This window comes from Streptomyces sp. NPDC002403 (genome assembly GCF_053593015.1).
The window spans coordinates 110790-137421 of the sequence record NZ_JBSFBQ010000003.1 but is presented as its reverse complement, the minus strand read 5'-3'; the positions used below and the strand labels follow the sequence as shown (position 1 = coordinate 137421).

At 70.9% G+C, this 26632-nt stretch carries 23 protein-coding genes and 1 pseudogene; 7 read left to right on the top strand and 17 right to left on the bottom strand.

Annotation, left to right across the window (positions count from 1 at the left end; translation table 11 throughout):
- Nucleotides 1-34 precede the first annotated feature (34 nt).
- The 7 genes from ACWCPY_RS05230 to ACWCPY_RS05200 all read right to left on the bottom strand — a co-directional run bounded on the left by ACWCPY_RS05230 (nucleotide 35) and on the right by ACWCPY_RS05200 (nucleotide 7651).
- Nucleotides 35-787 carry a LytR/AlgR family response regulator transcription factor gene (locus ACWCPY_RS05230; protein WP_451262954.1) on the bottom strand — a complete coding sequence of 251 codons (753 nt, stop codon included), beginning with the start codon at nucleotides 785-787 and terminating at the stop codon, nucleotides 35-37.
- A gap of 88 nt (nucleotides 788-875) precedes the next feature.
- Entirely contained in the window at nucleotides 876-1736 is an 861-nt protein-coding gene (locus ACWCPY_RS05225) for an Fpg/Nei family DNA glycosylase (protein ID WP_451262953.1), read from the bottom strand.
- A 33-nt stretch (nucleotides 1737-1769) separates the two neighbouring features.
- Nucleotides 1770-2627 (bottom strand): amidohydrolase family protein, encoded by an 858-nt coding sequence (locus ACWCPY_RS05220; protein ID WP_451262952.1) that lies wholly within the window; start codon nucleotides 2625-2627, stop codon nucleotides 1770-1772.
- Nucleotide 2628: 1 nt separating this feature from the next.
- Entirely contained in the window at nucleotides 2629-2940 is a 312-nt protein-coding gene (locus ACWCPY_RS05215) for an L-rhamnose mutarotase (RefSeq protein ID WP_451262951.1), read from the bottom strand.
- Nucleotide 2941: 1 nt separating this feature from the next.
- Nucleotides 2942-3925 carry an aldo/keto reductase gene (locus tag ACWCPY_RS05210; RefSeq protein ID WP_451262950.1) on the bottom strand — a complete coding sequence of 328 codons (984 nt, stop codon included), beginning with the start codon at nucleotides 3923-3925 and terminating at the stop codon, nucleotides 2942-2944.
- A 145-nt stretch (nucleotides 3926-4070) separates the two neighbouring features.
- Entirely contained in the window at nucleotides 4071-5459 is a 1389-nt protein-coding gene (locus ACWCPY_RS05205) for a wax ester/triacylglycerol synthase family O-acyltransferase (protein ID WP_451262949.1), read from the bottom strand.
- 125 nt (nucleotides 5460-5584) lie between these two features.
- A complete protein-coding gene (locus ACWCPY_RS05200; protein WP_451262948.1) occupies nucleotides 5585-7651 on the bottom strand; it encodes a SpoIIE family protein phosphatase in 2067 nt (688 codons plus the stop codon).
- A 256-nt stretch (nucleotides 7652-7907) separates the two neighbouring features.
- On the opposite strand from ACWCPY_RS05200, the gene ACWCPY_RS05195 reads away from it, so the two are divergent.
- A complete protein-coding gene (locus tag ACWCPY_RS05195) occupies nucleotides 7908-9275 on the top strand; it encodes an FAD-dependent oxidoreductase (RefSeq protein WP_451262947.1) in 1368 nt (455 codons plus the stop codon).
- A 107-nt stretch (nucleotides 9276-9382) separates the two neighbouring features.
- Here the strand turns inward: ACWCPY_RS05195 and ACWCPY_RS05190 are convergent, their stop codons facing one another.
- Complete coding sequence (locus tag ACWCPY_RS05190) at nucleotides 9383-10435, bottom strand: chitinase (protein WP_451263190.1); 1053 nt, start codon at nucleotides 10433-10435, stop codon at nucleotides 9383-9385.
- A gap of 404 nt (nucleotides 10436-10839) precedes the next feature.
- On the opposite strand from ACWCPY_RS05190, the gene ACWCPY_RS05185 reads away from it, so the two are divergent.
- The 6 genes from ACWCPY_RS05185 (at nucleotide 10840) to ACWCPY_RS05160 (ending at nucleotide 16978) form a co-directional block, all read left to right on the top strand.
- Nucleotides 10840-11889 carry an iron-siderophore ABC transporter substrate-binding protein gene (locus tag ACWCPY_RS05185; RefSeq protein WP_451262946.1) on the top strand — a complete coding sequence of 350 codons (1050 nt, stop codon included), beginning with the start codon at nucleotides 10840-10842 and terminating at the stop codon, nucleotides 11887-11889.
- A 16-nt stretch (nucleotides 11890-11905) separates the two neighbouring features.
- Nucleotides 11906-12943: a FecCD family ABC transporter permease gene (locus ACWCPY_RS05180; protein ID WP_451262945.1), complete on the top strand. Its 1038-nt coding sequence runs from the start codon at nucleotides 11906-11908 to the stop codon at nucleotides 12941-12943.
- 47 nt (nucleotides 12944-12990) lie between these two features.
- On the top strand, nucleotides 12991-14004 hold the full coding sequence (locus ACWCPY_RS05175) for a FecCD family ABC transporter permease (RefSeq protein WP_451263189.1): 1014 nt from the start codon (nucleotides 12991-12993) through the stop codon (nucleotides 14002-14004).
- Between the two features lie 136 nt (nucleotides 14005-14140).
- Entirely contained in the window at nucleotides 14141-14989 is an 849-nt protein-coding gene (locus ACWCPY_RS05170; protein ID WP_451262944.1) for a YndJ family protein, read from the top strand.
- Entirely contained in the window at nucleotides 14986-15504 is a 519-nt protein-coding gene (locus ACWCPY_RS05165; RefSeq protein ID WP_451262943.1) for a DUF1990 family protein, read from the top strand. Before ACWCPY_RS05170 ends, ACWCPY_RS05165 begins: the two co-directional genes overlap by 4 nt.
- Before the next feature lie 37 nt (nucleotides 15505-15541).
- Nucleotides 15542-16978, top strand: coding sequence for a lipase maturation factor family protein (locus tag ACWCPY_RS05160; protein ID WP_451262942.1), 1437 nt, complete (start codon nucleotides 15542-15544; stop codon nucleotides 16976-16978).
- On the opposite strand, the pseudogene ACWCPY_RS05155 reads toward ACWCPY_RS05160, so the two are convergent.
- The 9 genes and pseudogenes from ACWCPY_RS05155 to ACWCPY_RS05115 form a co-directional block, all read right to left on the bottom strand.
- Nucleotides 16956-19286: pseudogene (locus ACWCPY_RS05155) on the bottom strand (alpha-L-fucosidase). The gene ACWCPY_RS05160 and the pseudogene ACWCPY_RS05155 overlap by 23 nt on opposite strands.
- Nucleotides 19287-19460: 174 nt before the next feature.
- Nucleotides 19461-20810, bottom strand: a complete 1350-nt coding sequence (locus tag ACWCPY_RS05150) for an ammonium transporter (protein ID WP_451262941.1) — start codon at nucleotides 20808-20810, stop codon at nucleotides 19461-19463.
- Between the two features lie 58 nt (nucleotides 20811-20868).
- On the bottom strand, nucleotides 20869-21852 hold the full coding sequence (locus ACWCPY_RS05145) for an urease accessory protein UreD (RefSeq protein WP_451262940.1): 984 nt from the start codon (nucleotides 21850-21852) through the stop codon (nucleotides 20869-20871).
- Nucleotide 21853: 1 nt separating this feature from the next.
- Complete coding sequence (gene ureG, locus ACWCPY_RS05140; RefSeq protein WP_451262938.1) at nucleotides 21854-22474, bottom strand: urease accessory protein UreG; 621 nt, start codon at nucleotides 22472-22474, stop codon at nucleotides 21854-21856.
- A 35-nt stretch (nucleotides 22475-22509) separates the two neighbouring features.
- The gene (locus ACWCPY_RS05135; protein ID WP_451262937.1) at nucleotides 22510-23277 is read right to left on the bottom strand and encodes an urease accessory protein UreF; all 768 of its coding nucleotides are present in this window, start codon (nucleotides 23275-23277) and stop codon (nucleotides 22510-22512) included.
- Nucleotides 23278-23281: 4 nt separating this feature from the next.
- Nucleotides 23282-25006 (bottom strand): urease subunit alpha, encoded by a 1725-nt coding sequence (gene ureC, locus ACWCPY_RS05130; RefSeq protein WP_451262936.1) that lies wholly within the window; start codon nucleotides 25004-25006, stop codon nucleotides 23282-23284.
- Nucleotides 25006-25479, bottom strand: a complete 474-nt coding sequence (locus ACWCPY_RS05125) for an urease subunit beta (protein WP_451262935.1) — start codon at nucleotides 25477-25479, stop codon at nucleotides 25006-25008. The genes ureC and ACWCPY_RS05125 overlap by 1 nt, the downstream gene beginning before the upstream one ends.
- A complete protein-coding gene (locus tag ACWCPY_RS05120; RefSeq protein ID WP_451262934.1) occupies nucleotides 25476-26297 on the bottom strand; it encodes a sirohydrochlorin chelatase in 822 nt (273 codons plus the stop codon). Before ACWCPY_RS05120 ends, ACWCPY_RS05125 begins: the two co-directional genes overlap by 4 nt.
- 4 nt (nucleotides 26298-26301) lie before the next feature.
- Nucleotides 26302-26607 carry an urease subunit gamma gene (locus tag ACWCPY_RS05115; RefSeq protein WP_451262933.1) on the bottom strand — a complete coding sequence of 102 codons (306 nt, stop codon included), beginning with the start codon at nucleotides 26605-26607 and terminating at the stop codon, nucleotides 26302-26304.
- Nucleotides 26608-26632 lie beyond the last annotated feature (25 nt).

Here is a 26632-nt window from a genome sequence, read left to right as displayed (position 1 = left end):
GCCGTGGGAAGGGCCGGACCCCCGGAGGCCCTGGTCAGCGGCCGGTCCGGCGCATCAGCAGATCGCGCAGCGCCCGGGTGTGGCGGCGGCTCACCGCGAGCTCCGCGGTGCCGATGCGGACGCTCATGCTGCCCGCGTCGAGGCGGAGTTCGTCGATCCGGCCGAGGGCGACGAGGTGGCGGCGGTGGATGCGGACGAAGCCGCGGGTGCGCCAGCGTTCCTCCAGGGTGGTGAGGGGGACGCGGACGAGGTGGCTGCCGGTGGCGGTGTGCAGCCGGGCGTAGTCGCCCTGGGCCTCGGCGTAGGCGATGTCGTCGATCGGGACGAACCGGATGACCCCGCCGAGCTCCACCGGGATCTGGTCGCCGGCGGTGTCGAGTACGGGCGCGGAGCGGTCCCCGACCTGTTCGGCGACCCGGCGCACCGCCTCGGCCAGGCGTTCGCGGCGTACGGGCTTGAGGACGTAGTCGACGGCCTTGAGGTCGAAGGCCTGGACGGCGAAGTCCTCGTGGGCGGTGACGAAGACGATGAGCGGAGGCGCGGCGAAGCCGGCCAGCAGCTGGGCCACGTCGAGGCCGGTGAGACCCGCCATGTGGATGTCCAGGAACACGACGTCGATGGCGGCCGGGTCGTCCCGGCCCGCCTCGACGGCACCGCCGATGCGGCGCAGCGCCTCGGTGGCCCCGGTGGCGCCCTCGGCGCTGCGGATCCGGGGATCGGCGCGCAGGAGGTAGAGGAGTTCCTCCAGGGCGGGTTCTTCGTCGTCGACGGCGAGTACGCGCAGCATGGGCCGGAGTGTAGAGCGCGCACGGGCTCACGGCGCCGGGTGATTCACCGCTTCTTCGCGGGCCGGCCGGCCCGCGCCCACCGGCGGGTCATTTCAGCAGCCTGGAGAGCCGGCGGTCGGCGAGCGGTCTGCCGCCGGTCTGACAGGTCGGGCAGTACTGGAGCGAGGAGTCGCTGAACGACACCTCGCGGATGGTGTCCCCGCAGACGGGGCAGGCCTCGCCGGTGCGTCCGTGGACCCGCATCCCGCTCTTCTTCTCGGCCTTGAGCTTCCCGGCCGCCAGTCCGCCGGAGCGTGCGACCGCGTCCTGGAGCGTGGTGCGCATGGCCGTGTGGAGCCGGGTGATCTGGTCGTCGGTGAGGTTCGCGGTGAGCAGGTACGGCGACATCTTCGCGACGTGCAGGATCTCGTCGCTGTAGGCGTTGCCGATGCCCGCGATCAGGGACTGGTCGCGCAGCGCGCCCTTGATCCTGCGGCGCTCCCCGGCGAGCAGTGCCGCGAAGGCGTCGCGGTCGAAGGAGTCGTCCAGGGGGTCGGGGCCCAGCCGGGCGATGCCGGGCACCTCGGCCGGGTCGTGCACGAGGTACACGGCGAGGCGTTTGGTGGTGCCCGCCTCGGTGAGGTCGAAGCCGTCGCCGCCGGTGAGCACGGTGCGCAGCGCCAGGGGGCCCTTGCCCGGGCGTGGCGGCGCGGCGGGGAAGGAGTCCTTCCAGCGCAGCCAGCCGGCCCGGGCGAGATGGGTGATCAGGTGCAGCGGTCCGGCCGCGATGTCGAGGAACTTGCCGTGCCGGGCGACGGCGCTGACCGTGGCGCCGTGCAGTGCGGCCGGCGGTGGGTCGTACGTCTTGAGGACGCTGACGTTGAGCGGCACGACGCGGTCGATCTCCTTGCCGACCAGGTGGTCGTCGAGGAAGACCCGCAGGGCTTCCACTTCCGGCAGTTCTGGCATGGTTCCAGCCTGCCGGAAGCTTCGGCCCGGCGCCTATCGGAGGCCGTAGACCCGTTCGGCCGTGGTGGCGAGGACGCGGGCGCGTTCGTCTCCGCTGAGGGCGCCGGTCAGGGCGCGGGCCGTGTCGAGCACCTCCCCGTACGTCGCCGCGAGCCGGCAGACAGGCCAGTCCGAGCCGAACATCAGCCGGTCGGGGCCGAAGGCGTCGAGGACGGTGTCCGCGTACGGGCGCAGGTCGCTCACGGTCCAGGAGCGCGGATCGGCCTCGGTGACCAGTCCGGAGAGTTTGCAGACGGTGTTGGGGCGGGCGGCCAGCGCCCTGATGTCGTCGGCCCAGGGGTGCAGCTCACCGGCGGCGACGGGTGGTTTGCCGGCGTGGTCGAGCACGAAGGTCAGCTCGGGCAGCAGCGCCGCGGCCTGGACGGTGGCGGGGAGTTGGCGGGCCTGGACGACGAGGTCGTAGACGAGCCCGGCGTCGGCGACGGCGCGCAGTCCGCGCCGCACGTCGGGGCGCAGCAGCCAGGCGGGGTCGGGTTCGCCCTGGACCTGGTGGCGGATGCCGACGAGCCGGTCGCCGCCGGGGAGTTCGCGCAGTGCGTCCAGTGTGCCGGCGACGTCGGGGGCCGTGAGGTCGCACCAGCCGACGACGCCCGCGACGAGGTCGCTGTCCCGGGCGAGGGCCAGGAACTCGGGGGTCTCCTCCGCGACGGTGACGGTCTGGACGAGGACGGTGGCCCGCACCCCGGCGGCGCGCGCCTCGGGCTCCAGGTCGGCCAGGGTGAAGTCGCGCCGGAGCGGGGCGAGTTCGTCGCCGGTGATCCAGTCCTGGTCGCGTACCGACAGGTCCCACACATGGTGGTGGGCGTCGACGATCCGTTCCTGCCCGGTCATGTCACAGCTCCCAGGCGACCGGGAGACCTGCTCCGGCGCCGTCGGCCGAGTAGTCGTGCGCCACGTCGAGCAGTTGGCCCATCCGGGCCTGCCAGGCCACGTTGACGGGGAGCTGCTCCAGCTCGGCCAGGAGCGCGGCGTAGTCCTCGCAGTCGATGACGTGGAAGAGGTCGGTGCCGCTGCGCCAGATCGTCCAGGAGGTGGCGCCCGCCGCGCGGATCGCGGCGGTGAGCTCCGCCGGGACCTCGCGGTGCGCCGCCTCGTACTCCTCGATGCGGTCGGCGCGGACCTTGGTGTGCAGGGCGATTCTCATGTCAGTGTCCGTTCTCGGTCAGCAGGCCCTCGGCACGCAGCTCGTCCCAGAGCTCGTCCGGGATCTCGCGGCGGAGCAGGGCGGCGGCGTCGCGCACCTCGTCCGGGGAGCGGGTGCCCACGAGCACTCCGGCGACCGCCGGGTGGGCGAGCGGGTAGTGGAGCGCGGCGGCCCGCAGCGGGACACCGTGTCCCTCCGTGACGGCCTTGATGCGCAGCGCCCGGTCCAGGAGCGAGAGGGGCGCGGCCGTGTAGTCGTACGTGGCACCGGGGCGCGGGTCGGCGAGCAGCCCGGAGTTGAAGACCCCTCCGACGACCACGCCGCGACCGCGGGCGGCCGCCTCGGGCAGCAGTTCGTCGAGTGCGGACTGGTCGAGAAGGGTGTAGCGCCCGGCGCAGAGCACCACGTCGACATCCGTCTCGCGCAGGAACCGGGTCAGCATCCCGGTCTGGTTCATCCCGGCGCCGATGGCTCCCACGACGCCCTGGGCACGCAGCTGCTCCAGCGCGGGGTAGGCCTCGTGGAAGGCGGCCCGCGCGTGGTCGTCCGGGTCGTGCAGATAGGCGATGTCGATGCGGTCGAGGCCGAGCCGTTCCAGGCTGTCCTCGATGCTGCGGCGTACGCCGTCGGCGCTGAAGTCCCAGCGCCGGCGGTGGGTGGCGGGTACGGCGAAGCCCTCGGAGAGTCCGCCGGGGCCGTCCCCGGAGCCGGCGGGCAGCGGATCGAGCACCCGTCCGACCTTGGTGGACAGCACGTACGAGTCGCGGGGCCGGGAGCGCAGGGCCTCGCCCAGCCGCCGTTCGGAGAGGCCGAGTCCGTAGTGCGGCGCGGTGTCGAAGTAGCGGATGCCCTCGTCCCAGGCGGCGTCGACGGCGGCGGCCGCCCGCGCCGGTTCGACGGCGGTGAAGAGATTGCCGATGGCGGCCGCCCCGAAGGACAGCTCGGTCACCTCGACCGCGCTGCTTCCCAGTCTGTTGCGCCGCATGCTTCCGCCGCCCTCCCCGATGATCGCTTCCTGCACACAGCGAATATTCATCGGATCACTTGAGCGCGTCAACACCTTCAGCACTACCGATTACGGCATTCTCTCGGAAATATGTCCGATCTATGACCGATCAGGTGCCGACTGCTCAGTGGGTGGACAGCAGCGCGAGCAGCTCCGCCACCTCTTCGTCGGCACAGCGCGCCAGTCGTTCCAGATCGGGCAGCGCCTTGCCGTCGGCCACCAGCCCGACCCGCACCCGGCCGCCGTACGTGGACAGCGCCACCGCGAGGGCCTGGCCGCGGGCCAGCGGCGCCATCGGATAGACGGCCCGCAGCGGGCAGCCGCCCAGCGAGAGCGCCGAGCGCGGCAGGGGCACGCTGGTGACCAGGACGTCGAAGAGCATCCTGGCCGCGTTCCCGGCCAGCGGGGCCCCGAAGCGATGGGCCAGCGAGGGCAGTTGGTCGGCGAGCACCGCGACCGCCCCGGCGCCGCGGAGCGGACCCGCGGCCTTGTTGCGGTCCATGTCGGTGCGCACACGGCCGAGCCGCTTCCATGGATCGGGTTCACCGACCGGGAGCCCGAGCAGATAGGCGGAGAGCCTGTTCCCGGTCGCCGCGCCCTGGCCCGCCCTGCGGCGGGAGACCGGGACCAGGGCGCGCGGGTCCTCGTCGGGCAGCGCTTCGCCGCGCTCCCGCATCCAGCGGCGCAGTGCTCCGGCGACGATCGCGAGCAGCACGTCGTTGGTGGTGCCGCCCGCGGCGCGGCGGATCCGCTGGACCGCTTCGAGGTCCAGGTCCGCGGTGGCCAGCCGCCGGGTGCCGCTGGAGCTCGCGGTGAGTGCGGGCGCTCCTCGCGGGTCGAGCCGGCTGGCCCGCACCATGGAGGCACCGACACCGAAGGCCCGCCCGAGATCCTCGATCCGGCCGAGTGCGAGACCGGCCACCTGGCGCGGTCCCGGCATCCACGAGCGGGGCGGGACGGTGCGCGCCCGGCGTGCGGACGCCCCGCCGCGGGCACGGCCGGCGGCGGCGATCTCGTCGAAGATCCCGGCGCCGATGGCGACCGCGCGCATTCCGTCGGCCAGCGCGTGGTGAAGCTTGACCAGCACCGCGAAGGGGCCGCCGTCGGCGCCGCCGATCACGTACATCTGCCAGGGCGGCAGCCCCCGTTCGAGGGGCCGCTCCATCAGTTCACCGGCGAGCCGGGTGGCGCCCGCCATGAATTCCCCGTCCTCGCCCCGCGACTCCGCGCCGGTCAGCCGCACCCGCCGGACGTGCCGGTGGACGTCGAAGTCCTTGTCCACGAACCACGCCGCGCCGCCGACCGGCAGCAGTACGTCCCTGACCCGCATCCGCAGCCGGGGAATGGCGGCGGCGCGGGTGCCCAGCAGTTCGAGCACGGCCTCCGCACCGGCGCCGGGCGCCGGGCCGGGGGCCGGGGAGAAGACGGCGAGTGCGCCGAGATGCATCGGATGGGCATCGGATTCGAGGTGCCAGAAGGCCAGATCGAGCGGTGCCAGCAGCTCAGTTCCCAACGGGTCCTCATGTCCTCGAAGACAAAGAATGACTGACGGAGTCGCAGTCAATCGCTCGCGATCGGTTACGGTCAAGTACAGACATGTTACGTTCTGTTACTGTCGGGTAGATAAGCACGTTTCTGTCACTCGTGTGCCGGGATGACGAATTCGCACCACACACACTTGCCGCTGCCCCGGGATTCCACGCCCCACAGGTCCGCCAGCCGGTCCACCAGCATCAGCCCCCGCCCGGACACTCCGGCCTCGCCCGCGTCCCGGCGCCTGGGCAGCGCGCTGGAGCGGTCCTCGACGTCGACCCGCAGCCGTCGCTCAGGGCCGGTGAGCACCCGGATCGTGACGATGGCCCCGCCGTCGGTGTGCATGAGCGCGTTGGTGATCAGCTCGTCGGCGGCCAGCTCGACCTCGTCGGCCCGCGCCTTGGCGCCCCAGGCCCGAACCGCCGCCCGGATCATGTGGCGCGCGGAGCTCAGCGCCTCCGGGTCGCTCTGCGCGACATGCTGCTGGAGCCGGCCGCCGGGCTGGGGGGCGTGGGCGGCTTTGCGGCGCAGCAGCAGGACCGCGACATCGTCCTCGCCGCCGCGCTCGTCGACCGCCTCGCAGAGCCGGTCGACGAGCCGCTGGAGGTCCTGCGGACCATTGCGCACCATGGCTGTCAGCAGCTGCATGCCCTCGTCGAGGTCCGCGCCCGGCAGCTCCACGAGACCGTCGGTGAACAGCACCAGGGTCTGGCCGGGGTCCAGCTCCACCGTGCTGACCGGGTACTCGAGCCGCCCGAACTCGGCCGAGAGCCCCAGCGGCAGCCCGCCCTCCGCGGGCAGCCTGCGGCAGTTTCCGTCGCTCTCGCGCACCAGCGGATCGACATGGCCGGCCCGGACCAGCTGGACCACCCCGGTCGTCAGGTCGACCTCGGCGTAGGTGCAGGTCGCGAAGCGCTCCGTGTCCAGCTCGTGCAGGAAGACCGAGGCCCGCGCCATCACCGTCGCGGGGCTGTGGCCCTCGGCCGCGTAGGCCCGCAGCACGATGCGCAGCTGGCCCATGACGGCCGCGGCATGGGTGTCGTGGCCCTGCACGTCCCCGATGACGGCCCCGACCCGGCCGCCGGGCAGCGGGATGACGTCGTACCAGTCGCCCCCGATGTCGCGGCCCAGCCGTGCGGAGCGGTACCTGACGGCGATCTGCGCCCCCGGTACGTCCGGGATCCTGCGCGGCAGCATGGCCTGCTGGAGGCCCTCGGCGAGGTCGTGCTCCTGCTCGTACAGCATGGCCCGCTGCAGGCTCTGCGCGATGGAGCTGCCGAGCGCGACCAGGAGATTGCGTTCGTCGCCGGTGAAGCCGTCCTTGTCGCTGTAGAGCAGGCCGAGCGCGCCGATGGGCCGGGCCTGGGCGATCAGCGGCAGATAGGCGGCCGAGGTGATGCCGAGGTGGCTGATGTGGGGCCACAGGATCGGGTACGAGGTGGCGAAGTCCGTGGCGGACTCGATGAAGCGGGGCGAGAGGGTGCGTACGACCTCGCTCATCGGGTACTGCTCGTCCGTCCGGGTGTACCGGGTGCCGGGCACGAACGAGTCCTCCGGGCCGTCGGCCACCAGGTGGATGCGTCCGGCCTCCATCAGCCCCATCACCAGGCTGGTCGCCCCGAGGTGTGCCAGGCCCTGGGAGTTCTTCAGCACCTCGATGACGTCGCCGACGGTGCGGGCGTGGGCCAGCGCCGCGGTGGTGCCGTCGACCAGGCTGGTGCGGCGGCGCCGCTGGAGGTCCAGCTCGTGGCGGGCGGTGGAGTCGGCCAGTTCCTGCGTCGCGTCGCGGACGATGCCGATGATGCGGTGCGGGCGGCCGGTCCCGTCCCGCCGGATGAAGCCCTGGGTATGGGTCCAGCGCAGGCCGCCGTCCCGCCGTCTGATCCTGAAGTACGCCCCGTAATTGCTCTGCCCGCTCTTGAGCGCCTGCGCGACCATGGCGTCGAGGCGTACGCCTTCGTCGGCCGGCACCCGGCGCGCGAGCGACTCCGGCCGGTCGTCGTACTCGTCCGCCCGCAGGTCGAACACGTCGAGCGCGGGGCGGTCCATGTGCATGAGGCCGCTGTCGAGGTCCCAGTCGAAGCTGCCCATACGGTTCAGGGCGAGGCTGAGATCCGGGTGGGCGGGCCAGTCGTCCGGGAGTGACAGGGCACCCGCTACCCGATCATCCATGTGGGTCACTCTGCCATCATTTGTCCGATTCTTCGAGCGAACCTCGCACGCTTGGACGTATCACTCCCCGCGCCACCCGGGTGGCGCGGGGCTGCTTCCGGGGACCGGACGACGGGACCGGATGTCTCGCAGGGCGAACCGCCCCGAGGTCTCGGGCGGGCAACGGATAACGTGTCCCGGGGAGCACGGTAAGCCCAGCCTTACCTTTACCCTGAGCTGCACTGCCCGCATCAGTCGTTCTAAGGACCAGCACCTGATGACCCGCCCCGTCCGTGTCGCCATAGTCGGAGCCGGCCCCGCCGGCATCTACGCGGCGGACGCGCTGCTGAAATCCGACGCCGCCCAGGACCCGGGGGTTTCGATCGACCTGTTCGAGCGGATGCCCGCCCCCTTCGGTCTGATCCGTTACGGAGTGGCTCCGGACCACCCGCGGATCAAGGGCATCGTCCAGGCACTCCACCAGGTTCTCGACAAGCCCCAGCTGCGGCTGTTCGGCAACGTCGACTACCCCAACGACATCGGCCTGGACGATCTGCGGTCCTTCTACGACGCCGTGATCTTCTCCACCGGCGCCGACGCGGACCGCGCGCTCGACATCCCGGGCAGCGACCTGGACGGCTCCCACGGCGCCGCGGAGTTCGTCTCCTGGTACGACGGACACCCCGACGTGGCGCGCACCTGGCCGCTGGAGGCGGAGAAGGTCGCCGTGCTCGGCGTGGGCAATGTGGCCCTGGACGTGGCGCGCATCCTCGCCAAGACCGCGGACGAACTGCTGCCGACCGAGATTCCCGCCAACGTCCACGAGGGCCTCAAGGCCAACAAGGCCCTTGAGGTGCACGTCTTCGGGCGCCGCGGCCCCGCGCAGGCCAAGTTCAGCCCGATGGAGCTGCGCGAGCTGGACCACTCGCCGAACATCGAGGTCATCGTCAACCCCGAGGACATCGACTACGACGCGGGTTCGATCGAGACCCGGCGCGGCAACAAGCAGGCCAACATGGTGGCCTCCACGCTGGAGAACTGGGCCATCCGCGATGTCGGCGACCGGCCGCACAAGCTGTTCCTGCACTTCTTCGAGTCCCCGGTGGAGATCCTGGGCGAGGACGGCCGGGTCGTCGGCCTGCGCACCGAACGGACCGAGCTGGACGGCACCGGCAACGTCAAGGGCACCGGGAACTTCACCGACTGGGACGTGCAGAGCGTCTACCGCGCGGTCGGCTACTACTCGCAGGAACTCCCCAAGCTCCCGTTCGACGTGGTCTCCGGCACGGTTCCGCACGCGGCGGGACGGGTCGTCGACGGCGGGGAGCACATGCCCTCGGTCTACGTCACGGGCTGGATCAAGCGCGGTCCGATCGGCCTGATCGGCCACACCAAGGGCGACGCCAACGAGACCGTGGCCTGCCTGCTGGAGGACCGGGCCGAGGGCCGGCTGCCCGCCCCGGTCCGGCCCGAGCCGGAGGCCGTCACCGCCTTCCTGGAGGAGCGCGGCGTCCGGTACACCACCCGTGAGGGCTGGCACCGCCTGGACGCGCACGAGAAGGCCCTGGGCGCCGAGCAGGGGCGCGAGCGGATCAAGGTCGTGGAGCGCGACGCCATGCTGGACGCCTCCGAGCCCCGTTCCTGACCGTACGGCCCCTCTTCCGCCCGGCCGTCGTCACGGCCGGGCGGAAGGGCCCGAGGGCGGCTTCGTCCACCTCGGCGGAGCCGCCCGGCCCTCGGTGCCCCGAAGGCTCAGCGGCCCTGGAGCGCCTTGACGTTGTCCCCGAAGGTCCACCCCTTCGAGCCGTCCCAGTTCAGTGACCAGGTCATCAGGCCCTTGAGTGCGCCGCCGTAGTGGTTCCAGGCCTGCGACACCTGCCCCGGCGTCATGTGACCGCCACCCGCGCCCGGCTGGGCCGGCAGTCCCGGGACCTGCTTGTCGTACGGGACCTTGATCGTGGTGCCCTGGACGACGAGCCCCTTGTTCAGACAGTCCGTCTGGGCGGTGAACCCCTCGACCGTGCCCGCGGAGTACGAGTCGCCGGCACACCCGTACATGCTGCCGTTGTAGTACTGCATGTTCAGCCACCACAGGCGGCCGTTGTCGGCGTACTTCTTCACGATGGGCAGGTACGCGCCCCAGATCGAGCCGTAGGTGATGCTCCCGCCGGTGACATAGGCGGTCTCCGGCGCCATCGTCAGCCCGAAGTTCGAGGGCATCCGGGCGAGTACGCCGTCGATGATGCGGATGAGGTTGGACTGGGAGGCCGACAGCTGGTTGATGTTGCCGCTGCCGGTCAGTCCGGTCTCGATGTCGATGTCGATGCCGTCGAAGTTGTACTTCTTGAGGATCGGCACCACGGTCTCGACGAACCGGTCGGCGACCGCGCTGGAGCTCAGGTCGATGCCCGCGGCCGCGCCCCCGATGGACATCAGGGTGGTGAGTCCGGACGCCTTCGCACCGCACATCTCGGCGGGGGTCGGGACCTTCACGGTGGAGTCCATCCCGTCCTCCCACAGGACGGTGCCGTCCGAGAGGATGACGGGGAAGGCCGCGTTGATCACGTTGTAGCCGTGCTGGGCGATGCGGCTGTCGGTGACCGGGATCCAGCCGAGCGGCGGATGCACACCGTTCGACGCGCCGTCCCAGTTCTCCCAGTACCCCTGGAGCACCTTCCCGGCGGGCTTCGACTTGACCGCGCAGGTCTCGTCCTGGGCGGAGCTCGGCGTTGCGCCGACCAGCATCTGTACGACACATGCCGCCGCGAGGCCGACCCCCAGCAGGCGTGATGTCCGACCGAACATGCTCATTTACCTTCCTGTCGCGGCCGGGTGCCGGGGCGGTACGGATGCCCGAGGCGGCCCGGCACAGGGCGAGTTGGCGCGTGAATGGCATGCCCCTGACAATCCAGGCGGAATGCGGTCTCGTATTTCACGGCTCGCCACACGCTAGGGAGGCCCGAACCCCCCGTCAATAGGTCTGGACCAAAGAAGCCGCTCGGGCGCACCGGCCGACACCGGCACGACACGGGAGACGGACGCACTTGCCGGGGGGTCGATTGTCGCCGCACAAAGACTTAGCTTAGGCTTGCCTAACTCCTTGCGATCTGCATCGGGGCCGCCCGTCGTATCCGTACGGCCGTTCCTTCGGCATGCCCTCACGCGGTCGCGGGGTCTGCCGCTCCATCCGTCAAGCATGAGGAACATCCATGTCCCGGTTCACCCGCGCGCGTCGCCGGACGCTCGCCGCAACTGCCGCCGCCGCAGCCCTCGTTCTCGCCCTCGGCGGCTGCTCGTCGAGCGACGACGGCAAGGAGACCTCCGGCGCCCCGGGGAAGACCAGCGGGGCGTTCCCCGTCTCCATCAAGAGCGCGCTCGGCACCGCGGAGATCAAGGAGCAGCCCGAACGGGTCGTCACCCTCGGCCAGGGCTCGGCCGAGACCGCCATCGCGCTCGGTCACACCCCGGTGGGCATCGAGAAGTACGAGTGGGGCAGCGACAAGACGGGCTATCTGCCCTGGATCCACGACGCGGTGAAGAAGTCCGGCGACAAGCTGCCGACCCAGTTCACAGGCGGTGAGGACATCGACTTCGAGGCCATCACCGAGCTGGAGCCGGATGTCATCCTCGCGCCGTGGTCCGGAATCACGCAGAAGGACTACGACATCCTCAAGGACATCGCCCCCACCGTCGCCTACCCCGATCTGGCGTGGAGCACGGACTGGGACCAGCAGATCGACATCATCGGCAAGGCGCTGGGACAGACGGACGAGGCGAAGGGCCTCGTCTCGAAGATCGAGAAGCAGCTGTCCGACGCGGCGGCGACCCGGCCGGACTACAAGAAGCACACGTTCTCGTACATCTACAACACCGGCCCCGGCACCCTCGGCGTGTTCAAGCCCGAGGAGCAGCGCGTCAAGATGCTCACTTCGCTCGGCCTCACCGTCGACCCCGTGGTGAACTCCTTCAAGGAGACCAAGGGCACCGACTCGGCGCTCATCGGCCTGGAGAACGCCGAGAAGCTGAAGGACAGCGATCTGCTCTTCACCTTCTACATGGACGACAAGTCCCGCAAGGAGATCGAGGCCCAGCCGCTGTACGCGGCGATGCCCGCGGTCAGGAGCGGCGCCATGGTGTACAGCAACGACAACTCCTTCGTCACGGCCTCCTCCATCATCAACCCGCTCACCGTGCCGTGGGTGATCGACCGTTACCTGCCACTGATCGACAAGGCCATCAAGGCCGCCGACAACGGCTGATCCGGCCATCACCCACATGGCCACCACCACGCACGCACCGCCGAGCGGTGCCGGCACCTCACGGGCCGGCACCGCTCGGCGGGTGTCCTTCCTCGTCGTCGCACTGGTCGTTCTCGTGCTCGCCGTGTTCGCGAGCATCATGTTCGGCAGCCGGACCACCTCGTTCGGCGATGTGCTGGACGTGCTGTCCAAGTCCGCCGACCCCAATGTCACCGCCATCGTCGAGAGCCGGTATCCGCGGACCGCGCTCGGTCTGCTCGCCGGTCTCTGCCTGGCCGTCGCGGGCACGCTCATGCAGGGCGTGACCCGCAACCCGCTGGCCGATCCGGGCCTCCTCGGTATCAACGCGGGCGCCTCCGCGAGCATCGTCGCCGCGACGGCGTTCCTCGGGGCGACAGGCAGCACGGAGATCATGTGGTGGGCGCTGCCCGGTGCCCTGATCGCCGGTCTGCTCGTCCATGCGATCGGATCGGCGGGGTCGGGCAGCGGGCTGGTGCGGCTGGTGCTCGCCGGTGCGGTGCTCTCCGCCGTGCTGATGGCGTTCATCCAGGCGGTGACCCTGAGCCGTCCGAAAGTGTTCGACAGCTACCGGTACTGGGTCGTCGGGGCTCTCGGCGGAAGGGACTTCGACGTCCTGTGGTCGGTCCTTCCGTTCGCCGTGGCCGGTCTGGTGCTGGCCGCGGTGCTCGGCCCCGGCCTCAACGCGCTCGCCCTCGGGGACTCGACGGCGGCGTCCCTGGGGGCCCGCCCGGCGCTGGTGCGGGCGGGCGGGCTGTTCTCGGCCACGCTGCTGAGCGCGGCGGCCACGGCCGCGGTCGGCCCGATCGCCTTCGTCGGACTGGCCGTTCCGCATGTGGTGCGGGCGCTGGTCGGGGTCGACTTCCGGATGCAGATCCTCTTCTCGGCGCTGACCGGCCCGGCGCTGCTGCTCCTGGCGGATGTCGTGGGGCGGGTGGTGATGCGCCCGCAGGAGCTGATGGTCGGTGTCGTGACCGCCTTCATCGGGGCGCCCGCACTGCTCATCGCCGTACGCAGGATGAGGGGAAACTCATGACGTCGCATCAGGCCGGAATCCGCACCGCGTCGCCGAGGAAGGTCCTGATGGTCGGCGGGCGAGTGGCCCTGCCGGTCCGGCGGGTGTCCGTACTGACGGCGCTCGTACTGTTCGTGCTGCTGGTGGCGGGCGCCGTCGCCACACTCTCGCTCGGACGGCTGGGCATTCCGCTCGCCGATCTGCCCGGGGCGGTGACCGGCGGGGCCGAGGGCAAGAACGCCTTCGTCGTCGAACGGCTGCGCGGGCCCCGTCTGGTCGTCGCCGTGGGCACCGGCGGGGCGCTCGGGCTCTCCGGTGCGCTGTTCCAGTCCGTCACCCGCAATCCGCTCGGCAGCCCCGACGTGATCGGGCTGGCGTCCGGCGCCGGAGCGGGTGCCGCGATCACCGCGCTGCTGTTCCCGGACACCGTGCCGGTGGCGCTCGGCGCGCTGCTCGGCGCCGTGCTCGCCATGGTGCTCGTCCACGTGTCGACCGGGACCGGATTCCGCAACCCGGCCCGGCTGGTCGTCGCGGGCATCGGGGTCGCCGCGATCGGCACCGCGATCACCCAGTACGTCGTATACGCCATGGAGCGGGACCGGGCCGCCGTGCTCACCGCCTATGTCAACGGCAGCCTGTCGGCGCGGTCCTGGGAGGACGCCACCACGATCTGGCTGGTACTCCTGGCCGTTGCCCCGCTCACCGCGCTGATCGCGCGGCGGCTGTCCGTCGGGGAGATGGGCGACGACATCGCGAGCGCGCTCGGATCGGAGCCCCGGAACACGAAGACCATCGCCGTGGTCCTCGCCATCGTGCTCTCCGCCGCCGCCGTCGGGGTCGCCGGGCCCATCGCGTTCATCGCGCTCACGGCGCCGCAGATCGCCAAACGGATCACCCGGGCGTCAGGCCCGCATCTGGCGCTGTCCGCGCTGACCGGCGCGCTGCTGCTGGTGCTCGCGGATCTCTGCGCCCAGCAGCTGCCGCTCTTCGACAACCTGCCCGTCGGCATCTACACGATGGCCATCGGGGGCGTGTACCTCGGCTACCTGCTGATACGGGAGTGGCGCCGGGGAGTCCTGTGACGCCGGGCACCGGACGCCGCCCCGCTGCGGCCCGACCCGGCGCACCCCGACTGTACGGCCCTTCTTGAACACGTTCAAGAAGGGCCGTACAGTCATCCCCGAAGACACTTGAACACGTTCAATTCAGGGGGTCGTGGTGTCGGTACTGGTCGGTCTGACCGTGATGCTGGGCATGCTGGTGGTGGTCCCGGTGGGACTGCGGCTGGCCGGTGCGCCCGAGCTGGACCGGATCCGCCGCTGGTGGCCACTGTTCGCCGTCCCGGGCGCCGTGGCCCTGTGGCTGCCACGCGGCGGACCGGCCACCGCCCTGGCGGCCTGCTACGCGCTCGGGGCCGTACTCCTCGCCCTGCACGCACTGCCCCGGCTGCTCGTGCTCCGCGGCCTGCCGACATCCCGGGCACCCGCCGAGATCGCCCTGCTCACCGCCCTGGTCACGCCGTCGATCGCCGCCACGGCCCTGGTGGCCGAACGCGCGGGGCACCCCCTCCTCGGCTTCGGGCCGGGCATCCTCGCACTGACCGTGCCGCACTTCCACTTCGCCGGATTCGCCGCCGCGCTGGTCTCGGGGCTCGTCTGCCGGACCACCGACAGCCGTGCGGGCAGGTTCGCCGCGCTGAGCGTGCCGCTGGGCACCCTGCTCGTCCTGATCGGCTACTTCATCGGGGACCGGGCCGAGCTGGCCGGCGCGGTCGTGCTGACCGCCGGGATGTGGACCGTCGCCCTCCTCACCTGGCGCTCGATCCGCGACCGGAACCGGGACCGGACGACCCGGGCGCTGCTCGCCGTCTCGTCCGCCGTGCTCGCCGTCACCATGGTGCTCGCGCTGAGCTGGGCGCTCGGCGAGGCCACCGGACTCCCCCACCCGACACTGACCTGGATGGCCGCCACCCATGGCGTCGGGAACGCGCTGGGCTTCGCGCTCTGCTCGCTGCTCGCCTGGCGAAGACTCCAGAACCGCACCGACCACGAAGGCAGGACCGCATGACCGCATTCACCTACCCCGAGGTCGGCTCCACCCGCCTCGGCCCGCTCCCCGACGGATACCACCACCTCCACCACCGGACCCGGGTCGGCCGCGGCCGGGCCGACTTCGAGGCCGCCGGGGCCGCCGTCACCGGCTGGCGCATGCACCGCACCTCCGGGGCCGGGGTCCGGGCGTCGGCGGACCGCGCGGAGGCCGGAGTCCGCGTCCGGGTGTCGCTCGGCGCCGGGCCGTTCCGGTTCACCGCCCCCTGCCGCGTCGTCTGGGCGGCGTACGAGAAGGACCTCGTCGGATTCGCCTACGGGACACTCGACAGACACCCCGAATGCGGCGAGGAGTCCTTCGTGGTGGAGTCGGCCGACGACGGGACGGTGTGGTTCACCGTCACGGCGTTCAGCCGCCCGGCCGCCTGGTACACCCGCCTCGCGGGCCCTCTCGTCCCGATGACCCAGCGGTGGTACGCCCGCCGGCTCGGAGCCACGCTGCGCCGGATCGTCGCCGGGGCCGCGCGGGGCTGAAGGGCTGGGCGGAGCCGGCGGGCCGATACTGGAAGCGATGGAGTGGTTCACCGCAGACGGGTACTGGCTCAGCCGGCTGGTCTTCCAGCGGGCTCTGGCGGCTGTGTACCTGGTCGCCTTTCTCGCCGCCGCGCTCCAGTTCCGGGCGCTGATCGGCGAGCGAGGCATGCTGCCCGTACCCGACTTCCTGCGGCGTACCGACTGGCGCAGCGCACCCGGACTCTTCCGGCTCCACTACAGCGACCGCTTCTTCGCCCTCGTCTCCTGGACCGGCTGCGCGATCGCCGTCGCCCTGCTCGCGGGTGCGGACTCGTACCTTCCGCTCTGGGCGGCGATGGTGCTCTGGGCGCTGCCCTGGGCGCTGTATCTGTCGATCGTCCAGGTCGGCCAGACCTGGTACGGCTTCGGCTGGGAATCGCTGCTGCTGGAAACCGGATTTCTCGCCGTCTTTCTCGGCAACGCGCACACGGCTCCGCCGGTCCTGGTGCTGTGGCTGCTGCGCTGGGTGCTGTTCCGGGTCGAGTTCGGTGCCGGGCTGATCAAGATCCGCGGCGACGAGTGCTGGCGCAGGCTGACATGTCTGTACTTCCATCACGAGACGCAGCCGATGCCGGGGCCGTTGAGCTGGTTCTTCCACCGGCTGCCGAAGCCCGTGCACCGGGCCGAGGTGGCGGCCAACCATGTCACCCAACTCCTGGTGCCGGTGCTCCTGTTCACTCCGCAGCCGGTGGCGAGCGCGGCCGCCGGGCTGATGATCGTCACCCAGCTCTGGCTGGTCTTCTCGGGGAACTTCGCCTGGCTGAACTGGCTGACGATCACCCTGGCCCTGTCCGCCGTCGACTGGTCGCTGTTCACCGCGCCGCCCGCCCAGTCCGCGCCGCCGCTGTGGTACGAGATCGTCGTCCTGGCGGTGACCGCGCTGGTCGTGTTCCTCAGCTACCGCCCGGCACGCAATCTGGTCTCCCGCCGCCAGGTGATGAACCGCTCGTTCGACCCGCTGCACCTGGTCAACACCTACGGGGCATTCGGCAGCATCAGCCGGGTCCGGCTGGAGGTGGTGGTCGAGGGCACGGACGAGGAGGTGCTCCACGACGGCACCGTCTGGCGGGAGTACGGCTTCCGCGGCAAACCGGGCGATCCACGCCGGATGCCCCGCCAGTTCGCCCCGTACCATCTGCGGCTGGACTGGCTGATGTGGTTCGCGGCGCTGTCCCCCGCGTACGCCCGTCCCTGGTTCGGCCCGTTCGTGGAGCGGCTGCTGGAGAACGACCGGGACACCCTGCGGCTGCTGCGTCACAACCCGTTCCCCGACGCCCCGCCCGCGCACGTCCGCGCCAGGGTGTACCGCTACCGGTACACGTCCTGGCGCGAACTGCGGGCCACCGGGCGCTGGTGGCACCGCACCTATGTGCGGGACTTCATGCGCCCCGTCTCGCTCGGCCCCTCCTGGATCAGCCCGACCAGGCGATCTTGAACACCCAGGCGTGCCGCCCGGTGCTGCGGGCCGCCGCCGGTACGTCGATCACCAGCGAGCCGCCCCGGACCCGCCAGTTGAGCGGCCGGTCGTGACCGAGCAGGGTGATCCGGTCACCGCCGCGGACCGGCACCGGTGCCTCCACCGTGAGGGTCGCGCCAGGCCGTACCAGGGAATGGATGTAGAACGCCCGGTTCGGCCTCAGGGTGAACCGCAGGTCCTCGCCGAGCTGCGGCATCCGTGACCAGTACGTGGTGTCGTAGATCGCCTCCCCGTTGGTCTTCAGCCACTCCCCCGTCTCGCGCAGCCTGCGCTGCATGATGGCGGGGATCGTGCCGTCGGCCCTGGGCCCGATGTCCAGCAGGAAGTTGCCGTTCTTGGAGACGATGTCGACGAGCGAGTGCACGATCTCCTCGGCGGTCATGTATTTCTCGTCCGGCGTCTGGGCGTTGTAGCCGTAGCTGTACGGATCGAGGCCGCGGCTGGACTCCCATTTGGCGGTGACGATCTGGTCGTACGTCGTGTACTCGGGCGTGGTGAAGTCGTGCGGGCCGATCCCGGAGCGGTTGTTGACGGTGACCTCGACCGGGCGGGCCCGGTTCTTGGCGTGGTTGAAGTACTCGGCCAGCACCCGGTGGCTGTCGTTGTCGCCGCCGATGTCGCACCAGAGGATCTCGGGGCCGTACCGGTGGATCAGCTCCAGCATCTGCGGGCCCTGGAACTCGGTGACGTAGTCCTTGCCCGCCCGGTGGCCGGTGTACGGGACGGGCTCCAGGGTGTACGGATTGCGCGGTGCGTGGCCCATCCACGGGTGGTCGGGGTTGAACCACTCGGGCATGGAGAAGTACAGCCCGGGGTGGAGTTCGGGGGTGTAGCGGCGCGAGGCGTCGAAGAGCTCCTTGACCAGGTCCCGCCCGGGCCCCATCTTCACCGAGTTGCGGTCCGAGAGCTTGGTGTCCCAGAGCGCGAAGCCCTCGTGGTGCTTGGAGGTGAGGACGTGGTACTGGGCGCCGGCGTCCCGGAACAGCTCCACCCAGGAGCGCGGGTCGAAGCGTTCGGCGCGGAACCGCGGGATGAAGTCGTCGTAGGCGAAGGATTCGCCGTAGGTCTCGCGGTGGTGGGCGTGGGTGGGGTTGCCGGGATCCTGCATCTGGCTCCAGTACCACTCGGCGTACTGGGTGCCGACCGGCGCTCAGGCGGGCACCGAGTAGACCCCCCAGTGGATGAAGATCCCGAACTTGGCCTCCTGGAACCAGTACGGCGCCTGATGGGTGGCAAGGGAGTCGTCGGTCGGCGCGTAGTCGGGGACGCCGAGGGTGAGGGAGCGCCGGACGGTGGCCGCCCGCGCTCCGCGGCCGCGCGCGACAACGTTGCCTTCCCGGGCGGTGCCGGGAGCGGTGCCGGGTCCGCTGCGGATGCCGATGCGGACGCGGGCCTGCTCACCGGGGGCGAGGCGGCCGACCCGGGCGGGCTCGACGGTACGGGCCCCGGCCACGTCCACGGAGAGGGTGAGGCCGTCGGCGGCGAGGATGCCGACCGTGCCCGCGTTCACGACGGTGGCCTCGACGCTCTGGGCGCCGGAGTCCAGCAGCGAGGTGGTGGAGTGGGCGTCGCGCAGCGCCAACGCCCTGCCCCGGGCGGCCGGCTGGAGCGAGAGCGCGAAGATGTGCAGGGACGGCTTGCCCGCCTCGGCGGGCTGAGTGGTGGGCAGGGTGAGCGCGACGGCCTCCCTGCCCGGGTCGAGGGCGATCTCGCTGACGGCGATGGACACCTGGTGCGGATCCTTGGCGCCGTCGGCCGTGTAGCGGTACGGGGCGGTGAGGGCGCCGCTGCCGCCGTACCAGTCGGGCCCGCCGAGCAGCGGGGTCGTCGTGGTGCCGTCGGCGTAGTGGACCGTGGCTCTGCCGGACGCGTCGCCGTAACTGCACGACGTGAGGAAGAGCCCGGAGAGATAGCGGCCTGGCGGCAGGCCGATGCGCTGGCCGAGGGCGACGACGTTGTTCTTGGTGCCCGCTGCGGAGCCGGGGAAGAGGAAGGCGGTGCCGCCGATCTCCCGCTCTCCGGCCGGGAGTTCCTCACCCGGGAAGGTGTAGCCGGAGCCGTCGAAGTCGCCGCCGCGGGCGTCGGCGGTGTCGATGCCGTCGTTGTCGAACCACTGGTCGAGGGGCACGGGCACGGCGGCGGGTACGGTGTCCCATTCCCCGTCGTCAGTGCCTGCTCCGGTGCGCGGGGCGGCCCGGGGGTGCGGGGCCGCATCGGCGGTGGCGGGGGTGAGCAGGGCGGCGCCGACTGCCGCCCCTGCCGTCATTCCGAGTACATGGCGTCTGGGAAGTTCGGTCATGACGTCCGATGATTGGAGCGCGGCGCGAACCTGTCAATGCAATCTTCCAGACAGAACGAAACAGTTTTCCCGTACTCATCCGATGACTGACCGAGCCGTTCCCGGAGCGGGTCCCTCAGGGCCCGGCCCCGGCAGAGCACGTCACTTGGCCTCCTCGCGGGCCCGCAGCAGCTTGGTGATCTGCCGGACGAGTTCGTCGTCGCTGGTCACGGCCTTCCCGGAGACCAGGGCGCCGAGGCGCTCGGCCGTCTGGAAGTCGTAGGCGCGCTCCCGCTCCGTACCGGGAACGGTGTCGTACTCGTCCTGCGCGCGGAAGCCGACGGCCAGATCGACCACCTTCGCGATGATCCAGGTGAGGATGAAGGAGAACGCCATCACGGAGACGATGGCGACGAGCTGTTTGCCCAGCAGCCCCCAGCCGCCGCCGTAGAAGAGCCCCTTCTTGCCGCTGATCCGTGCGGTGGCGAACAGGCCGACCATGATCAGGCCGATCAGGCCGCCCACACCGTGCACACCCACCACGTCGAGCGTGTCGTCCACGCCGAAGCGGTACTTGAGCGTGATGGCGAACGCGCAGACCGCCCCGACGACGAGGCCGGTGACCACCGCCCCGAGGGTGTTGATCTCACCGCAGGCGGGAGTGATGGCGACCATGCCCGCGACGGCGGAGGAGACCACGCCCATGGTGGTGACCGTGCCGGTGCGCCACTTCTCGACCAGCGGCCAGGTGATCATGGCGCCGGCGGCGCCGAGCTGGGTGTTGATGAAGGCCGCTGCCGCGTTGCCCTGGTCGCTGAGCGCCGAACCGGAGTTGAAGCCGAACCAGCCGAACCACAACAGCCCGACACCGATCACCACGAGCGGAATGTTGTTGGGCCGCTCCTCGCGGCGGGCGAAGTCGCGCGGCGCCCGCAGCACCAGTGCGACGGCGAGCCCGGCGACCCCGGAGTTGAGTTCCACCGGCAGACCGCCGGCGAAGTCCAGCGCACCGAGGTGCTTGACGATCCACCCGTCCTGGTCGAACACCCAGTGCGCGAGGGGGATGTAGACGACGAGCAGCCACAGGACGACGAAGACGAGCCAGCCCTTCATCGTGGCGCGGTCCGCGATCGATCCGCTGACCAGCGCGACCGTGATGATCGCGAAGCCCATCTGGAAGGTGCTGTAGACATAGGTGGGAATGTGACCGGTGAGCGTGTTCAGCTCGATGTCGTGCATGAACACGTGGTCGAGATTACCGATGAGTCCGGCGCCGCCGACGTCCGGGCCGAAGGCCAGCGAGTAGCCGATCACCCACCAGACGAGCGTGCCGAAGGCGAGCGCGGCGAAGCTCATCTTGATCATCATCAGGATGTGCTGGGTGCGCACCATGCCGCCGTAGAAGAACGCCAGTCCCGGCGTCATCAGCAGCACCATGGCAGTGGAGGCGAGCAGCCAGGCGGTGTCACCGGAGTCGTACGCGGGTGGCATCGGCGCGGGAGCGATGTTCATCTGCGGATACCTCGTCGTGGGGGGGCGGAATGGGGTACGGGGGCCGGTCGGTGGTGCGTCAGGGCTTGCGCGGATCGGGGGCCGGGTGGCCGGTGAGCAGCCGGCGTACGGCGTCCCAGGCCGCGGTGTGCGCGGCGGCCACCCCGACCGGGCTGTCGCCCAGGAGCCGGACCCAGGCGCCGCAGTCGTGGGGCAGCACGCTGACTCCGTACAGGACACCGAGCCCGGCCAGCGCACCGTGGAGGGTGTCGGCGAGCTCGGTGGCCGGGGTGCGGTCGGTGACGACGAAGAGCGAGGCGACATGGTCGTGCCCGGCGAACACCCCCGGGCCGACGACGCCGTCGCCGTGCGCCCCCGCGCCCGGTGCCAGACGCAGGGTGTCGATGGCGAGGAGGGCGCCGTCGGGCCGGGCGATGTGCAGATCGGTGGCGAGGACCCGGTAGTCGTGGCGCTCGCCGCGGGCGAGCCGCCCCGCGGTCAGGGTGTCGCCGACGACCGCGGTGGCGCCGGGCGCGACCGTGACCTCGGTGCGCTGGTAGAACCGCGAGCCCTTGAACGGGATCAGCGGGTCCGGCAGATACTCCACGTAGGCACCCTCGTCCGCCGTGAGGTGCACGCGCTGGCTCGCGTAGTCGTGCTCCATGCGGAAGACCTTGGTGGCCGCCTGGGTGGTCAGATGCACCTCGGTGCCGGGCCCGCAGCGGAAGTCCATCCGGTAGCGGTCGGCCTGGGCGATGCCGCCGCCGGTCGCCATCAGATAGACGTAACTCATGCCGGGCATTGCCGGGTCGATCCACAGCGGCCGCATGATCTGCAGCGGGGTCTTCTGGTAACGCTCGACGAGTTCGGTGCGCCCACCCCGTACCGCGAAGGCCAGGTCGAGGATGCCGACCTTGGCCGGGGAACCCGGCGCCAGTGTGTCCGGCACGGAGGCCAGCGCCGCCACGTCCGGGGGGACGCGGACCGCGGTGTAGTACTCGGGGGCGAGCCGGTCCGGCCGGGGCGGCGACGAGCCGGGGTGCGCGGACGGGGTGGGGAGCATGTCAGATCAGCGCCTTGCGGCGCGATTCGAGGTAGCCCAAGACGTCCTCGACCCCGACGCCGGTGAGGCAGTCGGTGAGGACGACCGGGCGGTTCTCGCGGACCCGGTGGGCGTCGGACTCCATCACGCCGATGTCGGTGCGGACGTACTCGGCGATGTCGATCTTGTTGATGACGAGCAGATCGGAGTCGGTGATGCCCGGGCCGCGCTTGCGGGGCATCTTCTCGCCCTCGGCGGTGTCCAGGACGAAGACGAAGAGGTCGACCAGGGCCGGGCTGAAGGTGAGTGTGAGGTTGTCGCCGCCGGACTCGTAGAGCAGCGTGTCGGTGTCGGGGAAGCGCTCCAGCAGCTCGGCACCGGCCGCCAGGTTCATCGTGGGGTCGTCGCGCACGGCGGTGTGCGGGCAGGCCCCCGTCTCGACACCGACGACGCGCTCCGGTTCGAGGACGCCGTCGAGGGTGCGGCGGATGTGCTGGGCGTCCTCCTGTGTGTAGATGTCGTTGGTGATGACGGAGGGACGGTGGCCGCGCTCGATCAGCAGGGGGACCAGCGCCTCGATGAGCGCGGTCTTGCCGGACCCGACGGGTCCGCCGATGCCGACCCGCAGTACGTTGTCGTCCATGATGCTCCCTGGCTCGTGGGGGGGGGATGGCTGGATCAGCTGGCGAACAGCCTGGCCTCGGCGCGTTCATGACGGCCCGACATGATGTCCGAGGCGAAGACGGTGGCGCCGACGTCGGCGAGTTCGCGCCGCAGCGCAGCCTCCGCAGCCGCCTCGATGACGGGTGCGGCGGCCCGCAGCAGGGTCTGTGCCCCGCGGTGGTCGGTGAGCCGCAGCCGCAGCGCGGCGCCCGCGAAGCTCGCGCAGAACGCGAACAGGTCCGAGGCGACCGCTTGGCGGACCGGGACGCCGGTCGCCGCGTGGATGACGCCTGCGGCCACCGCCTGGGTCCCGGGGGACTCGCGGCGTACGACACGGCCGAAGTGCTCGGTGATCTCCGGGCGGTCGAACACCTCGGCGGCGAGGTCGAGGAGCTGACGGCCGGTCCGGGTGGCCGCCTGACGCATCTCGCGCCCCAGCTTGGTGGCGAACAGGTGCTCGTCGATACGGACGACGGCCGCCGCGTCGCCCGCCCGGGTCGCGCGGTGGGCGAGCGCGAGCGCGGTGGCGTCGGCCGGGCCGACACCGTGCACCAGCAGGTCCTCCAGCAGCAGCGGCAGGCTTTCCCGGTCGACCGCCCCGGCCTGGGCGAACCCCTCCAGACTGTGCGACAGCGTGTAGAAGCCACTGGGGAAGGCCGAGTCGGTCAGCTGGAGGCCGACCAGCAGCGGCCCGAGCGCGGGCTCGGGGGCCGGTGTCCCGGCGGTGGCCGCGCCCGGCGCCCGGTCGGCCTCGCCCAGGACGTCCTTCTCGTCGCGGTACATCGGCCTAGACGAGGAAGAACAGGTGGTTGAGAGGCAGTTCCTCGGCCGGGTCGATGGTGGCGACCTTGCCGTTGAGCGTGACCTTGAACGTCTCCGGGTCGACCTTGATGTCCGGCAGCGCGTCGTTGCGGACCATGTTGTGCTTGCCGATGGTCCGGGTGCGGCTGACCGGCAGCACCTTGCGTTCCAGGCCCAGTGCGGCCGGTACCCCGGCGGCGATGCCGGCCTGGGACATGAAGGTGATGTGGGTCGTCGGCAGGGCCTTGCCGTACTGCCCGAACATCGGCCGGTAGATCACCGGTTGCGGGGTCGGCAGCGAGGCGTTGGGGTCGCCCATCTGCGCCCAGGAGATGATGCCGCCCTTGATCACCATCTTCGGCTTGGCCCCGAAGGAATGGATGGGCCAGAGCACGATGTCGGCGATCTTGCCCCTCTCGATCGAGCCGACGTGGTCGGAGATGCCGGTGGCGATGGCCGGGTTGATCGTGACCTTCGCGAGGTAGCGCAGCACCCGCTGGTTGTCGTTGCGGGCGGAGTCGCCCTCCAACGTGCCCAGCTTGTCCTTGCAGTGGTGGGCGATCTGGAAGGTCCGGGTGACGGACTCACCGACCCGGCCCATGGCCTGCGAGTCGGAGGAGATCATGCTGATCACACCGAGGTCGTGCAGGACCGACTCGGCGGCGATCGTCTCGGCGCGCACGCGGCTGTCGGCGAAGGAGACGTCCTCGGGAATGTCATGGCTGAGGTGATGGCAGACCATGACCATGTCGAGCAGTTCGTCCACCGAGTTCTTGGTGTACGGCAGCGTCGGGTTGGTGGAGGAAGGCAGTACGTTCGGCTCGCCGGCCACCCGCAGGATGTCCGGGGCGTGGCCGCCGCCCGCGCCCTCGCTGTGGAAGGTGTGGATGGTGCGGCCGTCGAACGCGGAGCGGGTGTCCTCGAAGAAGCCGCCCTCGTTGAGGCTGTCGGTGTGGATGGCCACCTGGACGTCGTACCGGTCCGCGACACTCAGCGAGTTGTCGATCACGGCGGGGGTGGCGCCCCAGTCCTCGTGGACCTTCAGGGCACAGGCCCCGGCTTCGATCTGCTCGTTGAGCGCTTCCGGGAGACTGCCGTTGCCCTTGCCCATGATGCCCAGGTTGATGGGGAAGGTCTCGGCCGCCTGGAGGAACCGGGCGATGTTGTACGGACCTGGCGTGCAGGTGGTGCCGTTCGTGCCGTCGGAGGGGCCGGTGCCACCGCCGATGAGGGTGGTGATGCCGTTGGTGAGCGCCTGCTCGGCCTGCTGGGGCGAGATCAGGTGAACGTGGGTGTCGATGGCGCCCGCGGTGGCGATGAGGTGCTCACCGGCGATGGCCTCGGTGCCGGGCCCGATGACCAGGTCCGGGTGGACGTTGTTCTGCGTCTGCGGGTTGCCCGACTTGCCGATCCCGGCGATGAAGCCGTCCTTGATGCCGATGTCGCACTTGACGACGCCGACGACGGGGTCGATGACGACGACGTTCGTGATGACGGTGTCGAGGGCGCCCTGGACACTGGTGCACTGTGGATCGGAGGCCATGCCGTCGCGCATGGTCTTGCCACCGCCGTAGAGGACCTCGTCCCCGTACTGGCCCTCGCTGAAGTCCTTCTCGACCTCGACGACGAGGTTGGTGTCGGCGAGGTGGAAGCGGTCGCCGACCGTCGGACCGAACATGTCGGTGTACTGCTTGCGCGGCAGGATGGGCATCAGCGCGAACCCTTCTTCTTTTCCTTGGAGTCCTTCGAGTCCTTGGTGCTCTTGACGCTCTTGGCGCGTTTCTCCGGAGCATCGGAGCCGTCGGCACTGTTCTGAGCGCCCTGGAATCCCTGCTCGATCGCCTTCCGGACGGCCTCGACCTTGGCCGGGTGCGAGGCGAGGCTGCCGTTGAGGAGCCCGCTGAAGCCGACGAGGCGCCCGGTTCCGCCGTACGCGCACAGTTCCACCTCGCGCGATCCACCGGGCTCGATGCGTACGGACGTGCCGGCGGGAATGTTGAGGTGCATGCCGAGCGCCTTCTGGCGGTCGAACGACAGCGCCGAGTTGACCTCGAAGAAGTGGTAGTGCGAGCCGACCTGGACCGCACGGTCGCCGGTGTTGCTCACGGTGAGCTTGACCGTTCGGCGGCCGGCGTTGATCTCGACCGGTTCCTTGCCGTAGATGTATTTCTGACGGAACGTCATGCGGTGCTCCTGATGACTTGGCCCGCACCATGTCCATCGGTGTGCTGATGCGGGTGCGGATGTCCGTGACCGTGGTGGTGTGCTGTGCCCGGCGGGTGGGTGTGGGAGTGGCCGTGGTCGTCGGCGGCGGTCAGTCCGGCCGCGATGCCGTCGTCACCGCGCTCGCCCCGGTGCCGCAGGGCATCGGCCACGCGCTCGGCGAGCACCCGGGCCAGCGCTGCCGGAGCGATCAGCGGACCGGCGTACTCCACGCGCGCACCGGGTACGCCGGGCACCGGCGGCTGCGCGAACGCCGCCGGGAGCAGCACCACGTGCCGCGCGCCGAGCAGGGTGCAGCGCCGGACGCCTTCGGCGGGGTCGGGGTCGCCCCCGGTGAACGCGACCTCCACCAGGTCGTGACTGCCGTAGCGGCGGACCAGGCTGGCGACCCGGTACAGCTCGGCGTCCTCGAACGGGTCGCCGGCCGGGGCGGTGACCAGGAACGCGGCGGTGTCCGGGACACGGCCGGCCGCCGCGCGCAGCCAGGCGATCAGATGCTGGGAGGTGGCGAACGGCTCGGCCAGCACGGCCCGGGCACGGTCGGCGGCGGGCAGTGCGCGCAGGGTGCGGGCGCTGTCCGCGACGAGTTCCGGGTCGCGGCCGAGCGTCATCGGGACGACGCAGCTCTCCTCGCCCCGGCGGCTCAGCGCGGCGACGGTACGGAACAGTTCGCGGCCGTTCGTCACGACGGTCACCCCGGGGTCCACGAGGCCGCGCAAGGCCTCTCCGTACGCGGCCTCGTGGCCGCACACGGCGATCACCCGGCAGGGGGCGGACACCGGTTCAGCCGCCGATGGGGTCGTGGCAGGACACCAGTTTGGTGCCGTCCACGAAGGATGCCTCGATCTGCAGCAGTCCGAGCATGTCCCGCACGCCCGGCATGGTGTCGTCCTCGCCGACGATGTGACGGCCGAGTTCCATGCAGTCGGCGACGCTCTTTCCGTCGCGCGCGGCTTCCAGGATCGCCTCGCTGATCAGCGCCACGGACTCGCTGTAGTTGAGCTTGAGGCCGCGGTCCCGGCGTTTGCGGGCCAGATCGGCCACGACGTACACCAGCAGTTTGTCGATCTCGCGAGGTGCGAGGTTCATCGTCAGTACCTTCCTCTGGGATACG

Coding starts and splice junctions, on each gene's coding strand:
- ACWCPY_RS05165 (WP_451262943.1), top strand. CDS start 14,986: ATGACCGCATTCACCTACCCCGAGGTCGGCTCCACCCGCCTCGGCCCG.
- ACWCPY_RS05125 (WP_451262935.1), bottom strand. CDS start 25,479: ATGACGTTCCGTCAGAAATACATCTACGGCAAGGAACCGGTCGAGATC.
- ACWCPY_RS05230 (WP_451262954.1), bottom strand. CDS start 787: ATGCTGCGCGTACTCGCCGTCGACGACGAAGAACCCGCCCTGGAGGAA.
- ACWCPY_RS05180 (WP_451262945.1), top strand. CDS start 11,906: ATGGCCACCACCACGCACGCACCGCCGAGCGGTGCCGGCACCTCACGG.
- ACWCPY_RS05225 (WP_451262953.1), bottom strand. CDS start 1,736: ATGCCAGAACTGCCGGAAGTGGAAGCCCTGCGGGTCTTCCTCGACGAC.
- ACWCPY_RS05175 (WP_451263189.1), top strand. CDS start 12,991: ATGGTCGGCGGGCGAGTGGCCCTGCCGGTCCGGCGGGTGTCCGTACTG.
- ACWCPY_RS05195 (WP_451262947.1), top strand. CDS start 7,908: ATGACCCGCCCCGTCCGTGTCGCCATAGTCGGAGCCGGCCCCGCCGGC.
- ACWCPY_RS05150 (WP_451262941.1), bottom strand. CDS start 20,810: ATGAACATCGCTCCCGCGCCGATGCCACCCGCGTACGACTCCGGTGAC.
- ACWCPY_RS05185 (WP_451262946.1), top strand. CDS start 10,840: ATGTCCCGGTTCACCCGCGCGCGTCGCCGGACGCTCGCCGCAACTGCC.
- ACWCPY_RS05190 (WP_451263190.1), bottom strand. CDS start 10,435: ATGTTCGGTCGGACATCACGCCTGCTGGGGGTCGGCCTCGCGGCGGCA.
- ACWCPY_RS05135 (WP_451262937.1), bottom strand. CDS start 23,277: ATGTACCGCGACGAGAAGGACGTCCTGGGCGAGGCCGACCGGGCGCCG.
- ureC (WP_451262936.1), bottom strand. CDS start 25,006: ATGCCCATCCTGCCGCGCAAGCAGTACACCGACATGTTCGGTCCGACG.
- ACWCPY_RS05210 (WP_451262950.1), bottom strand. CDS start 3,925: ATGCGGCGCAACAGACTGGGAAGCAGCGCGGTCGAGGTGACCGAGCTG.
- ureG (WP_451262938.1), bottom strand. CDS start 22,474: ATGGACGACAACGTACTGCGGGTCGGCATCGGCGGACCCGTCGGGTCC.
- ACWCPY_RS05200 (WP_451262948.1), bottom strand. CDS start 7,651: ATGGATGATCGGGTAGCGGGTGCCCTGTCACTCCCGGACGACTGGCCC.
- ACWCPY_RS05115 (WP_451262933.1), bottom strand. CDS start 26,607: ATGAACCTCGCACCTCGCGAGATCGACAAACTGCTGGTGTACGTCGTG.
- ACWCPY_RS05215 (WP_451262951.1), bottom strand. CDS start 2,940: ATGAGAATCGCCCTGCACACCAAGGTCCGCGCCGACCGCATCGAGGAG.
- ACWCPY_RS05160 (WP_451262942.1), top strand. CDS start 15,542: ATGGAGTGGTTCACCGCAGACGGGTACTGGCTCAGCCGGCTGGTCTTC.
- ACWCPY_RS05220 (WP_451262952.1), bottom strand. CDS start 2,627: ATGACCGGGCAGGAACGGATCGTCGACGCCCACCACCATGTGTGGGAC.
- ACWCPY_RS05145 (WP_451262940.1), bottom strand. CDS start 21,852: ATGCTCCCCACCCCGTCCGCGCACCCCGGCTCGTCGCCGCCCCGGCCG.